Origin of the sequence: Bergeyella cardium, from assembly GCF_009914665.1 — a bacterium.
GTDB lineage: Bacteria > Bacteroidota > Bacteroidia > Flavobacteriales > Weeksellaceae > Bergeyella_A > Bergeyella_A cardium.
In genome coordinates this window covers 1,350,299-1,363,821 of sequence record NZ_CP029149.1, presented here as the reverse complement: position 1 = coordinate 1,363,821, position 13,523 = coordinate 1,350,299, and the positions used below count along the sequence as shown (strand labels likewise).

9 protein-coding genes are annotated in these 13,523 nt (G+C 41.9%); 2 read left to right on the top strand and 7 right to left on the bottom strand.

Going from position 1 to position 13,523, the window contains the following annotated elements; genetic code table 11:
- Window positions 1-34 precede the first annotated feature (34 nt).
- Entirely contained in the window at window positions 35-3,106 is a 3,072-nt protein-coding gene (gene secA / locus DBX24_RS06265; RefSeq protein ID WP_120489472.1) for a preprotein translocase subunit SecA, read from the top strand.
- Between the two features lie 696 nt (window positions 3,107-3,802).
- Here secA and DBX24_RS06260 read toward each other — a convergent pair.
- The 7 genes from DBX24_RS06260 to DBX24_RS06230 form a co-directional block, all read right to left on the bottom strand.
- Window positions 3,803-6,925, bottom strand: a complete 3,123-nt coding sequence (locus DBX24_RS06260) for an efflux RND transporter permease subunit (RefSeq protein ID WP_160224324.1) — start codon at window positions 6,923-6,925, stop codon at window positions 3,803-3,805.
- 54 nt (window positions 6,926-6,979) lie between these two features.
- The gene (locus DBX24_RS06255) at window positions 6,980-7,576 is read right to left on the bottom strand and encodes a nitroreductase family protein (protein WP_120489737.1); all 597 of its coding nucleotides are present in this window, start codon (window positions 7,574-7,576) and stop codon (window positions 6,980-6,982) included.
- A gap of 58 nt (window positions 7,577-7,634) precedes the next feature.
- Window positions 7,635-7,898 carry a SemiSWEET family transporter gene (locus DBX24_RS06250; protein WP_120489474.1) on the bottom strand — a complete coding sequence of 88 codons (264 nt, stop codon included), beginning with the start codon at window positions 7,896-7,898 and terminating at the stop codon, window positions 7,635-7,637.
- A gap of 37 nt (window positions 7,899-7,935) precedes the next feature.
- Window positions 7,936-8,754, bottom strand: a complete 819-nt coding sequence (locus DBX24_RS06245) for a phospholipase A (protein ID WP_260392793.1) — start codon at window positions 8,752-8,754, stop codon at window positions 7,936-7,938.
- Between the two features lie 140 nt (window positions 8,755-8,894).
- A complete protein-coding gene (locus tag DBX24_RS06240; RefSeq protein WP_120489476.1) occupies window positions 8,895-9,950 on the bottom strand; it encodes an efflux RND transporter periplasmic adaptor subunit in 1,056 nt (351 codons plus the stop codon).
- A 15-nt stretch (window positions 9,951-9,965) separates the two neighbouring features.
- A complete protein-coding gene (locus DBX24_RS06235) occupies window positions 9,966-11,306 on the bottom strand; it encodes a TolC family protein (RefSeq protein WP_160224322.1) in 1,341 nt (446 codons plus the stop codon).
- Between the two features lie 13 nt (window positions 11,307-11,319).
- Window positions 11,320-11,946 (bottom strand): TetR/AcrR family transcriptional regulator, encoded by a 627-nt coding sequence (locus DBX24_RS06230; protein ID WP_120489478.1) that lies wholly within the window; start codon window positions 11,944-11,946, stop codon window positions 11,320-11,322.
- 412 nt (window positions 11,947-12,358) lie between these two features.
- On the opposite strand from DBX24_RS06230, the gene DBX24_RS06225 reads away from it, so the two are divergent.
- Window positions 12,359-13,495, top strand: coding sequence for a GNAT family N-acetyltransferase (locus tag DBX24_RS06225; protein WP_120489738.1), 1,137 nt, complete (start codon window positions 12,359-12,361; stop codon window positions 13,493-13,495).
- The last annotated feature ends 28 nt before the right edge of the window (window positions 13,496-13,523 follow it).

The following is a 13,523-nucleotide window of genomic DNA, read 5'->3' as shown; positions in this document are numbered from 1 at the left end:
ATTGTCTATATACCACATAAATTTAACCTATATTATGAGTTTTTTAAACAGTATTCTTAAAAGTTTTTTAGGTGATAAAAACGCTAATGACTTAAAAGAAGTAAGAAAAGTAGTTGCAAAAATTAAGGCTGTAGAACCACAAATTCAGCAGCTTTCCGATGAAGGATTAAGAGAAAAAACAGCAGAATTTAAAGAAAAAATAAAGGCTTCCTCCGCAAATGTTACCTCACAGATAGAAAAGATTAAAGAGGAAATAGCCAATACTTCCAATATAGATGAGAAAGAAGCGCTCTTCAACAAAATTGAAACTCTGAAAAAAGAGGCTTACGATTTAGAAGAAAAAGTCCTTACACAAATACTTCCTGAGGCATTTTCCCTCGTAAAAGAAACCGCAAGAAGATGGGCACAAAATGGGGAAATTCGCGTAAAAGCCACCGATAGAGATAGAGAACTTGCCGCAACAAAGGATTTCGTGTCCATAGAAGGAGATGAAGCCGTATGGCACAACCACTGGGATGCAGCAGGTACACAAGTAGAATGGGATATGGTACATTACGATGTTCAGTTCATCGGTGGGGTTGTTCTTCACTCGGGCAAGATTGCAGAGATGGCAACAGGTGAAGGTAAAACCTTGGTAGGAACACTTCCTATCTACCTCAATGCACTGCCAGGAAGAGGGGTACATGTGGTAACCGTAAACGACTATCTTGCGAAAAGGGACTCCGCTTGGATGGGACCGCTCTATCAGTTCCACGGACTTACGATTGACTGTATAGACAACCACCAACCGAACTCCGATGCTCGTAGAAAGGCATACAACTCAGATATTACCTACGGAACGAATAATGAATTCGGATTTGATTACCTCCGCGATAATATGGTAAACTCCCCAGAAGAGCTCGTTCAGAGAGACCTCAACTTTGCGATTGTAGATGAGGTGGATTCCGTTCTCATCGATGATGCCAGAACGCCACTTATTATCTCTGGACCCGTTCCACAAGGCGACAGGCAGGAGTTTGATGTACTAAAACCCTCTGTTGATAGAATCGTAGAGGTTCAGAAGAAAACCGTTTCAAGCATCTTTAATGAAGCAAAGAAACTCATCGCAGCAGGAAATACAAAAGACGGAGGCTTCAAACTGCTACAGGCGTATAGAGGACTTCCAAAGAACCGACAGCTCATTAAATTCCTTTCAGAAAGCGGTAACCGCGCATTGCTTCAAAAGGTAGAAGCACAGTATATGCAGGATAATAACCGCGATATGCCTATCGTGGATCAAGACCTCTACTTCGTTATTGATGAAAAAAACAATCAAGTAGACCTTACCGATAAGGGAATCGAGTATATGTCTCAGGGGAATTCAGATGCCAACTTCTTCGTGCTTCAAGACATAGGAACTGAAATCGCAGAACTCGAAGCTAAAAACCTTGATAAAGAGCAGGAGTTTGCAGAGAAAGAAAGACTCTTTGCAGATTTTGCAGAAAAATCCGAGAGAATTCATACGCTTAACCAACTGCTAAAAGCCTATACCCTATTTGAAAAAGATGATGAATATGTGGTAATTGACGGTGAAGTGAAGATTGTAGATGAGCAAACAGGGCGTATTATGGAAGGGCGCCGCTATTCCGATGGCTTACACCAAGCGATTGAAGCAAAAGAGAATGTAAAAATCGAAGCGGCTACACAGACTTTTGCTACCATTACCCTGCAAAACTACTTCCGTATGTATAACAAACTGGCAGGGATGACAGGTACTGCTGAAACAGAAGCTGGCGAATTCTGGCAAATCTATAAGCTCGATGTAGTGGTTATCCCTACCAATAGACCTATCCTCCGCCACGATAGACACGACCTCGTCTATAAGACCAACCGTGAGAAATACAATGCCGTAATTGAAGAAATCGAGAGACTCACCGCAGAAGGAAGACCCGTACTTGTAGGGACTACATCGGTGGAGATCTCCCAATTGCTTTCCCGTGCATTAAGCCTCAGGAAGATTCCTCACCAAGTTCTCAACGCTAAACTCCACAAGAAAGAGGCAGAGATTGTAGCCGAAGCAGGTAGAGCAGGCGTAGTAACTATTGCTACCAATATGGCAGGGCGTGGTACCGACATTAAACTCACCAAAGAAGTAAAAGAAGCAGGAGGGCTTGCCATCATCGGAACAGAGAGACACGATTCCCGAAGGGTCGACAGGCAGCTTAGAGGGCGTTCTGGCCGTCAGGGAGACCCGGGAAGTTCGCAGTTCTATGTATCGCTTGAAGACAACCTGATGCGCCTCTTTGGCTCAGAACGAATTGCCAAAATGATGGACAGGCTCGGGCATAAGGAGGGAGAAGTTATACAGCACTCTATGATTACCCGCTCCATAGAAAGGGCTCAGAAGAAAGTAGAGGAGAATAACTTCGGTATCCGTAAAAGGCTCCTTGAATACGATGATGTAATGAACAAACAGAGAGATGTCATCTACAAAAGAAGAAAGAATGCACTCTTTGGCGACCATCTGAAATACGATATTGCCAATATGATTTTTGATGTAGCCTACTCCATCGTGAATAGAGGAAAGGTAGATGGCGACTTCAAAGACTTTGAGTACGAAATCATCAAGTACTTCACAATGGGCTCCCCTGTAAGCGAGGAAGATTTCAAGAATAAATCCGTAAAAGAGCTCACCGATATTGTCTTTAATGCAGCTCAGGAGGATTACAACAATAAACTCAACCTGATGAAGGAAAAAGCCTTCCCAATCATTGAAAATGTATTCAAAAATCAAGGGAATATGTTTAAGATGATTCAAGTGCCATTTACCGATGGGCACAAGACAATGACCATCGTTACCAACCTTGAAAAGGCATACGAAAGCCATTGCGAAAGCCTCATCAGCGACTATGAGAAGAACATTACCCTCGCCATTATAGATGAAAACTGGAAACAGCACCTCCGCGAGATGGACGACCTAAGGCGCTCCTCACAAGGTGCCGTATATGAGCAGAAAGACCCGCTCATCATCTACAAGCAGGAGTCTTTCCACCTATTCAGCGAAATGATAGACAAAATGAATAAAGAAATCGTTTCCTTCCTATACAGAGGAGAAATCCCATCATAACACCATAGCCGGTGAAGCGCTTAGCCCTCAACAATTGAGGGCTTTTTTTTGTCCTCCCCACCTTACAGGTGACCCAGCCGTAGCACGGCAGGCACTTATTACAAACTAACCACGCTCCGCCTACTGCTTACTGCCTAAAGCCAATTGCTTACCGCTAATAGCTAGAAACCAAAAGCCAGTAGCCAGCTACTGCCTAAAGCCAGAAATAAGATTTGATTCTTTCATTTGATAAAAAATAATAAGCAGTCTATCACGAGAAGGATAGACACTCTATTACGGGAAGGATAGACACTCTATTACGGGAAGGATAGACACTCTATTACGAGAATGTGAGACACCCTCACACGGGAATGTGGCAATACCTCACATTCTCGTGTGAGGTATTGCCACATTAGATATTCGCTTAACTCATTATTTAAAAACATCTGTATGGAGGCTCTATTCCTCCCTTAGCACAAATTAAGCGTATATAGGGGTGAGGATGTGAGTCTGCCCATAATTGACAGTTAGCTAATAGCCAAAAGCCAGTAGCTAGAAGCTATTTAATTTCTTGACGTCACCAACAAAATTTCCTGACATTAGAATGGCTGAGATTCTAATAAAACAGCACTGGGCGCCCCGCAGGGGCGCCCAGTGCCTATATATCTATTGGCTATCAGCTAATAGCTAACAGCCAGAAGAGCTATTTGCCAGTTGCTATTCGCCTTTCATCAGTGCATCTATATCTTTTTCTTTGTGTCCGAAGAAGCGCTCTTCCAGCCCTACGAGAATCATATACACTACAGGTACAATGATAAGGGTGAGAAAGAGGGAGGAGAGCAGCCCCCCGATAATAACGATAGCCAAGCCATTGTTCATAGACGAAGCCTCACCATTTGCCATTGCAATAGGGAGCATACCTATGACCATTGCAATGGTCGTCATCAGGATAGGGCGGAGACGGGCGTGGTTTGCCTGTACAAGGGCATCAAAGGTAGTTTCTCCCTCAGCTTTCCTTTGGTTAGCAAAATCTACGAGGAGAATTGCGTTTTTAGCCACGAGACCGATGAGCATAATAATCCCCAGAATGGTAAAGATATTCAGGGATTGATTGGTGAGTGCCAAGCCCCAGATTGCCCCGATGAAGGAAAGCGGAATGGAAAACATCACGACAAACGGGCGAATGAAGTCATTGTAGAGAATCACCATCACCATATACACGAGCATTAATGCAGCGAGCATTGCTACCCCGAGCGTACCGAAGCCTTCGGACTGGTTTTCTTTGTTGCCCCCCCATTTCCACTCTACGCCAGCAGGTCGCTGGGTGTTATTGAGTAATCCTTCCCATTCGTCTGCCACTTCACCAGCGGTTCTACCTACTACCTGAGCATTTACGGTTACGGACGGTGAGCGGTCGTACCTCTCTAATGAAGAAAGCCCTGTGGAATTAGCCACCGTAGCAAACTGTGCAAGGCTAACGCTCTGCCCAAGAGAATTGATAAACGAAATATTACGAACATCATCTATACTCATTCTGAAAGACTCATCGAGGATAACATTAATGTCAAACTCACTGTTGCCCGTACGGAATTTGGAGTCTGTATTCCCGCTAAATGCAGTTCTCAGGGTTTGCCCTACGGTTGCTACATTCAGACCAAGTGCGGTCATCTTGTCTCGGTCTATATCTATTGCGATCTCGGGGTTTCCTTCTTTTACGCTTAGCTCTACTTCATTAGAACCTTTAATCCCTTTGAGGAGCTTCTCTGCTTCTTTGGCATACTTCATTACATCTGCCAGTGTATTCCCTGTAATATTGAGCTGTATAGCTGCCTGCTCAGCCCCCATCATACCGACAGGCACAGTAGTTACTTTTACTCCTACGAGTTCTTTCTCAAGCTGTCTTTTGAGCTTCGCAGCAAAGACTTTGGTAGATTTCTCTTCCATCTGGTCTCTATCGATGAGTTTTACGGTAATCTCAGACTTGTAGGAAGTAGCCTGCGCCGTTCCCATACCACTGCTGGCTTGCCCTACGGTAGTAATGGTAGATTGTATCTCTGGAATTTTATTGAGGAATTCTTCAGCTTTGAGCGTAGCGAGATTGGTCTGCTGCACAGAGGCATCCTTATTCAGCTCGAGCTGGATGAGAAACTTACTCCTCTCTGTAGAGGGGAAGAAGTCATTACCAATATACCCAAACTTACCTAATAGGATAATGGTAGAGAAGATTGCTACCGCTAAAACAGAGGTAATTGCCTTATGGTTTAAACTCCATTTTAAGAGGTTGCTAATCCAATGGGTGAATTTATCGAGCTGTCTCTCGAAGGCATAGATAATCTTACCAAAAATAGAGCTCTTACTGATATGCTCCAGCTTACCAAATCGAGAGAAAAGCCAAGGAACTACGGTGAAAGATACCAAGAGCGAGAGCAAGGTAGAAATAACCACCACTACGGCAAACTGGCGGATGATATCCGAAACCAGCCCCGAACTCATCGCAATCGGGAGGAATACCACTACTATCACCATCGTAATAGCCGCTACTGTAAAGCCAATCTCCGAAGCACCATCATACGCTGCTCTGTATTTGTTTTTCCCCATCTCCATATGCCTGTGGATATTCTCTATCACCACAATAGCATCATCTACCAAGATACCTACCACGAGGGAGAGAGCAAGCAAACTCATCAGGTTTAAACTATAGCCTAATATCATAATACCGATAAAGGTTGCAATAAGCGACGATGGGATGGATACCATTACGATAAGGGCATTCCTGAACGAGTGAAGGAAGAACAGCATCACAAAAGCTACGAGAAATACCGCGATAAACAAGTCGTGAGTTACAGAATCTGCCGCCTCGAGGGTAAATACACTGGTATCATCTGCGAGGTCAATCTTTATATTCTGCTGCTTATATTGCTTTTCTACTTCCTTTATTTTTGTCTGCACGAGCTCACTTACCTCTACTGCATTGGCATCAGATTGCTTCTGAACTTCGAGAAGAAGGGTGCTTTTACTGTTGATACGAGCGATTTTCTCTGCATCTTTCTGCGTGTCCTGTACATCTGCCACTTCGGAGAGGAGGATATTCCTTCCATTTTGGGAAGCTATTGTAAGATTTCTAAGCTGCTCCACAGAGGTAATATTCCCTGAAAGACGGATGAGGGTAGTATTATCCCTTGTCTTCAAATTCCCCGTAGGAAAGTCCATATTAGAGGCTTGTATAATCTGCTGAACGGCAGAAATGGTAAGCCTGTATGCTTTTACCTTCTCAGGGTCTAAGCTCACACGAATCTCTCTCTCTTGCCCTCCTACGATATTAACCTTCGCTACACCAGGGATTCGGGAGAATGCAGGCTGTATTTTCTCATCTACCAGCGTATAGAGCTCGGCAGAGCTGAGGTTTGCCGTAATCCCCATCTTCGCAACAGGAAGGTCGGAAAGGGAAAATTTACTGAGCGATGGCTCCTTAGCATCATCTGGTAATTCAGAGCGGATGGCATTAATCTTCCTCTGGGCATCATTCAGTGCATAATCTACATCCGCATTATTATTAAAGGTAATAATCACCACAGATGCGCCCTCATAGGATCTGGACTGTATCTTCTTTACATTCTCCAATGATGATACGGCATCTTCTATCTTTTTAGTAACCGTATTTTCTATCTCGGAAGGCCCTGCACCTGGGTATATGGTGGAGATGGTTACTACCTTTACCTCAAACTTTGGGATAAGCTCGTAGCTAAGGCTTTTGTAACTGAAAAGCCCCCCAATGATAAGAGCGGCAAGCAGTACGATAACCAAACTCGGCCTCTTGATAGATATTTCTGCTAATTTCATTTGATGTTGTTGTGTTGTTTTTAATATTTGAAAAGACTTAAGTAAGTTATAGTCTTAAATCTCATTGATGATTTCTTCGGCTTTTAATCTCGTTTTAGGGCTGATGTGAGGCTGATTTTTATCCTCCACACTTCTATAACCAATGGCTACAGCAAAGAGGGTTTTATATCCATCGATTGGGAGTAGCTCATCATACTTTTGGGTATCTATCCCCTCCATTGGAGTAGAATCTATCTCCAAAGCAGCACAAGCGCTAAGGAAATACCCAAGAGAAATATACACCTGCTTCTGTAACCAGTTTTTTACGGCTTCTTCACCTTTTGGTTTTACGATTTGCTGATAGTAGGCTATGGCACCTTCGGGAAGTATAGCAGTAATCTGCTCTTCAAAGAGGTTGAGGTTATCTACCACTCGGAAAACCACCAGATGACTTGCTTCTTTTATTTTCTGCTCATTAAAAAATGAGGCTTCAGCGAGCTGGCTTTTCACTTTCTCATCCGAAACAAAAGTAAATCTCCACGGCTGGCTGTTGATAGACGAAGGGCTAAGCCTCAATATCTCTTTCAGCTCTGAGATTTGCTCTGCTGAGATTTTCTGCTTGCGATAGGTTTTTGTTGTATATCTGTTTTTAGCTAAATCTAAAAAGTTCATTCTGTTATTTGTTTTAAAATTTATAATAGGCTTGTAATTGCAATAGGCATTCATCAAGCTACAATGCAGTAGCAAAAGTTACCAAACCAAATAATATCCCTGGCATATTCGCAAGAGCGATGGGCCAGTCTCGTTTGGGCTTTTTCATCAGCCCGTACATTACCCAGAGCGTACAGTTGATTGCTGCAACGAGTGGCTGCACAGGATTGCCGGGCTTCCCGTTTAAGTTATCTTGAATCTGAGGAACATAAGACACATACATTCCCACTGCGGTTACAGTAGCTATCCAACCTAATATGGTTATAAATTTATCGTTATTCATTTCTTTATTTTTTTATACTATTTATGTTAATATTAATTTAAAAATCAAGGAATATAATCCCAACACCAAGAGTGGTTTGCTTATGATTATATTCTATAAGTGAGTCTCCATAGCCGTGAGATGCCTGAAACAAGAGCTTAAGGTCTCCCTTGATTGGATAGATGTAAGAGAACTCTACAAAACCCCGAAAAGGATCTCCCAAATTACTCCTCATATAGAGAGAAAAAATATGCTTGTGTGAGTTATAAAACAAATGTGCATCAGTCTTGCCTATATATTCTGAAATCTTGGGATTGTCATCTTCTATAGGGTTTTCGGGTAATCTGTACCATACGCGGTGTAGCAGCCCCCAGTTTCCGTATTCGTAGGCAGACATAAAGATAATTCGGTTCCAGCTCCTTGAAAGCGATTGCTCTTTACCGTTGGATTGATGGTTTACGGAAAGTCCTGCCATTCTTACCTTAAAATCTCCAAGCGACAGGTCGATGGGATAAGTAAACATCAGCTCTGGCTCGTAGTTAATCTCCCGAAACGGTCGGGAAAGTCCCCCATTATACATTTGCCAGTAAGCAGATTGGGTAAAGCCCAGCCAGAGGTTTCCTTTCCCAAAGAGAACTCCTTCCATAATTTTCACCTTCATACTCAGCTGAAACTTTACTTCTACATTTTGGTAGTCTTTAAATTCTGGGATTGGTCGCTCTGGATTAAAGCTCTGAGGCTGTCGGTTAAATACATCCGTCCATCGGAAAGGCAGTACATAGGTTCTCCTGTATGCTGTTGGTTTGAAGAGCTTCGTTTTTGAATCTTCATCGAGCTCCCATATTCTGGTAATCGCATTACTGATACCTGTAATCATAAAATTGGTACTTAAGCTATCAGTTTTTGCTATTAATGAATCCGATGCTTTAGGGGTTATCTGCGAAAAACCAAAAATGGGAATTAATGATATGAAGAATATAAGCACTCTCACTTGGTAACTTTACTTTTGTATGGAGATTATTTAAGGATGCTCACTTTTGAGCCATTGCTAAGGTTGATTTGCCCGCTGGTAATGACTACATCTCCTTCTTTCAGCCCACCAAGAATCTGTACTTTATCGCCATAATTGGTTCCGCTTTGCACTTCTACCAGCTGAGCGGTATTATTCTTCACAATAAAAATCTGATTATCGCTCACACTACCTACAAAGGCGGTTCTCGGTACTATAAGTTCTCTGCTTTGGTGCCCGCCACCTCCGAAGATTGCGGTACCATACATCCCTGCTTTCAGTTTATTGAAGTTATTAGGAACGGTAACCTCCACAGGGAATTTTAAAGCACCTGACGCTGCTGGGGCTATGAAAGTAATCCTGCCTTCTACAGTTCCATCTTCTACCGATGGCTTCACTTTCACGCTTTCGCCAAGGCTGAGTTTATTGATATCGGCTTCATCTACATCTACTTTTAGTTTGAGTGAAGAAATATCCACTACTTCTACTATTGCAGTACCTGCACCTATCACCATTCCCAGCTCTACATTCTTTTTATTGACAATCCCCCTTACTTTGGAGCGAACTACGGTATCTCCCGAGCTTAGCTGTGCAGATTGCACCTGTGCTCTTGCGTTTTTCACTTGCAGTCTTGCCTGGTCGAGTTGCAATGCAGTAACCCCTCCTGTTTTATAAGCCGCTTCATACCTGTTGAGGGCGGAGATTGCTTGCTCCAGATTTGCCTGTGCATTATTTACATTTACATCATACTTATCGCCTTTGAGTTTAGCGATAACTTGACCTACGCCTACACTACTCCCTTCTTTTACATAGAGGGCTACGATTTGCCCACCCGTTTCCGCTGCGATGGTAGCCTGTGTATTGGCGAGGAAGTTTCCATCTACTGTAAATTCATCATTGATGTTTTCGTAAGCTACTTTGGCGGTTCTTACAACTACATCGGTATTTTTTTCGGCTACTACTGCCACTTGAGCGGCATTCTTCTCTTTATTTTTTTGGAGGATATAATAAGCTCCGCCCGCAGCCAATGTAAGAATTAAGACTGTTGTGATTATTTTTTTCATTAGTTGATATGATATTTAGTTAGATAATGTTTTGAGTTTTCCTTGAGATTTTAATAATTGAATCTCTGCAAGTTTATAATCGAGTTTGGATTTCGTGAGGTTGTTCTTAGCACTTGCTAAATCTTTCTCCGCATCCAAAATATCATTGAGAGATGCCAGACCAAACTTATAATTGTTTCTGATATTTGAGAGAACCTCTTCTGCAAGTTTTACATTTTCCTCTTGAGTACTGATGGCGATGGCTGAATTTTCCAATTGCGTCTTGGCATTCTTAAAGCTCATATCCAAAGCAAGCTGAGTATCTCTGAGGTCTGCCTGTGCTTTCTGAATTTCTATCTTGCTCTGCTCTACTTTAGACTTTATCGCAAAACCATTGAAAATAGGAACCGTAATATTTAGAGAAATAGAAGCGATATCTGACCAGTATACTCCATTTTTACTACCATTCCACCAAGGGAATTTAGAGCCCTGACCATACCAAGTATAATTCGCACTAAGGCTTGCCGTAGGGTAATACTGTGCCTCTGTAGCTCTCTTTTTCCAGTCTAAAAGCTCGAGCTGCTTGCCTAATACTTTCAGTTCTGTGCGTTCCGATAGCTGAGTTTCTTCCACCTCTATAAGCTGTGGGTCAAAAGCAGATGCAGGTAGCTTCACGCTTTCTTCCATTGGCATTCCGATAATAAATTTAAGGGCATTCTCACTGAGAGAAACCGTATTCACAAGCTGATTTCGTGTAGATTTCAGATTATTAAGCGCCACTTGAGTTCTATCATAGTCTATCTTTTTTGCAAGCCCAGCATCATACAATCCTTTAATGATGGTATTCGTCTGCTCAGTGATAGCGAGGTTATCATCCAAGTTGCTGAGCATCTGCTCGGCTTGATAGACCTGATAATAGGCATTGGCAACTTTTTCTATAATCTGCTCTTCTGTAAGTTGAGCATTGATAATATAAAACTCACGGGTAGATTTCGCAGCTTTAAGCCCTACGAATACTGCCTGATTAAACAATGCCTGCTGCAGAGCGAGGCTATTTGAAGAGGTCCATTTCTGCCCCATTGTGAGTTTTAGCGTTTGTGTAGGGTCTATAAAACTCGGGATCACCATCTCCTGTAAAATAGGGTTATAGGTCGTAGTACTGCTTGCATTGAGCTTTGGGAGTGCACCAGCCTTGGCTTCGGTAATTTGTGCATCGGCATTTTTAATATTAAGCTGGGCTTTCTCTGCATCGGCTTTATGCTGGAGTGCATAGCTTATCGCTTCCGAGAGGCTGAGCTCCCTACTGCTCTGTGCTGAAAGCGCTGTAGTCAGTAGCACTGCCGCAAGGCTCATTTGGATTATATTTCCTTTTATCATTAATATATTAGGTTTATAGATTAATTTCTTTTTTACTTTTCTGGAAGACCTCCCTTCCCTTTTCGGTCATAATGGCATCGAGGTAGAAGTTGATAATACTCTCTGAGTACTCACATCTGCGGAGGTTATGGTCTTCCTGCTCCTTTTCCAGAATTGGGGATTCATCATAAGAGAATGCGAGCAGGAGGAAGTATTTCGCATACTGTTCGGCATCAAAATCGGTTCTATACAGCCCTTCTGCCCTTCCTTTTTCTATATTGTTTATCAGAATCTCAGAGATTACTTCGGTTATTTTTATCACTTGCCTGTTATAGAGCTCGGGATAGTACTTTTTCAGCTGTTTGATAAAGGCATTTTTATTTGCCTCCGTCATTTCGTTGAGCTTTTCCTCTCGCATCAAGAATTTTTGGATGGGGTTGGTATCCGTATTTTTTATATGAAGGAGGAGTCCCTTAGACATTTGCTCCAGCTGGAAGTCCAGCACTGCTTCTAAGAGTTCGTCTTTGTTTTTGAACTGCTGATAGAGTGTTTTTTTAGACATAGAAAACTCCTTCGCTATGTCGTCCATAGTAAAGGTTTTTGCTCCATATTCAATGAAAAGATGAGAGACTTTTTCTATAAAATGATCTTTCTTTGCCATAATGAGGCTGCAAATGTAAACTAAAAAACTAAAATAAAAAAAAAGTTTCCTCGTTTTTCATGTTTTTTTTACTAAATTCCTGTAATTCTGCATAAGATTTTCACTTGTAAAAATGCTGCTACTCTTTAGCCAAAAAGTAAATTTGAAAAATTAAACTGATTTCAATTTTCAGAAAAAAAAATTAGAATTGTTATATTTCTATAAATTGAAACACAGAATTTTCACTACAGTTTATTTTGGTTTAACAAAAAAATATTTAGAATACTTTTTAAATTTTCAAAGAAAAGAAATTCCACCTCTCCTCACACCTAATTATATATTAAGATATATTATTGATTACAGGGCAGTAAATGCCCTTGATAACCTAAACAATGGCAGAATATGCTATATTTGCAACTTAGTTTTAAAGGTTATGGAGAAAAAAATTACCATTAAAGAGGTTAAAAATAGCAAAGATTTAATGGCATTTATTAAGTTTCCAATGGACTTATATAAGGGCAATCCGTACTTCGTACCCCCACTCATTAATGATGAGAAGAACATCTGGAACCCGAAGGAAAACCCCGCCTATGCCTACTCGGAGGCAAAGCAATTCCTCGCATTGAAAGGCGAGAAAGTAGTGGGGCGAGTTGCCGTTATCATCAACCATAAAGAAGCGGAGGAGCTGGGGATTCACAAGGTGAGATTCGGCTGGCTCGATTTCATTGATGATATTGAAGTATCCAAAGCGCTCTTTGAAACCGTAAAGAACTATGCAAGAGAAAAGGGCATCGCAAAGATTGAAGGTCCAATGGGCTTTACAAACCTCGATAAAGCGGGAATGCTGACCAAAGGGTTTGATCGATTGGCAACGATGATTGGTATTTATAACCACAGCTACTACCCCGAGCATCTGGAAAAGCTCGGACTGAGCAAAGAGAAAAAATGGGTGGAGTTTGAAATAGCCTTCCCCGATCAGCTGAATGAGAAAATCCTCAAATTTAATGACCTTGTCCTTGAGAAGCACAAGCTCCGCGTCCTTAAATTTAAAAACAAAAGAGAGATACTGCCTTTCGTAGAACCGATGTTTAAACTCCTCGATGAGACCTATAAAAACCTCTCTACCTATACCCCCATCACCGATGAGCAGATAAAAACCTATAAAGAAAAATACTTCAGTTTTATTGATAAGGACTTTATCATCTGCATAGAAAACGCCAAAGGCGAGCTGATTTCGTTTGCCATCACGATGCCGTCTTACTCAAAAGCCTTGCAAAAAGCGAATGGCAAGCTCTTCCCTTTCGGATGGTGGCATTTCCTGCAAGCAGGAAGGAAAAACGATAGGGCGAATTTCTACCTCATCGGGATACACCCCGACTATCAGCGGCAGGGCATTACCTCCATTATCTTTAAAGAAATCTACGATGTCTTCAAGAAAAGAGGTGTAAAATTCCTCGAAACCAACCCCGAACTCGAAGAGAATAAAAGCATACAGCTCTTGTGGAAAGACTACAATCCCGAAAACCACAAACGCAGGAGAACCTACTCCCTCACCCTTGATGAAATATAGATAAGACACAGAGCGATTTATTCTTTTT

Coding starts and splice junctions, on each gene's coding strand:
- DBX24_RS06255 (WP_120489737.1), bottom strand. CDS start 7,576: ATGAACTTTTTAGATTTAGCTAAAAACAGATATACAACAAAAACCTAT.
- DBX24_RS06235 (WP_160224322.1), bottom strand. CDS start 11,306: ATGATAAAAGGAAATATAATCCAAATGAGCCTTGCGGCAGTGCTACTG.
- DBX24_RS06250 (WP_120489474.1), bottom strand. CDS start 7,898: ATGAATAACGATAAATTTATAACCATATTAGGTTGGATAGCTACTGTA.
- DBX24_RS06245 (WP_260392793.1), bottom strand. CDS start 8,754: ATGATTACAGGTATCAGTAATGCGATTACCAGAATATGGGAGCTCGAT.
- DBX24_RS06260 (WP_160224324.1), bottom strand. CDS start 6,925: ATGAAATTAGCAGAAATATCTATCAAGAGGCCGAGTTTGGTTATCGTA.
- DBX24_RS06225 (WP_120489738.1), top strand. CDS start 12,359: ATGGAGAAAAAAATTACCATTAAAGAGGTTAAAAATAGCAAAGATTTA.
- DBX24_RS06240 (WP_120489476.1), bottom strand. CDS start 9,950: ATGAAAAAAATAATCACAACAGTCTTAATTCTTACATTGGCTGCGGGC.
- secA (WP_120489472.1), top strand. CDS start 35: ATGAGTTTTTTAAACAGTATTCTTAAAAGTTTTTTAGGTGATAAAAAC.
- DBX24_RS06230 (WP_120489478.1), bottom strand. CDS start 11,946: ATGGCAAAGAAAGATCATTTTATAGAAAAAGTCTCTCATCTTTTCATT.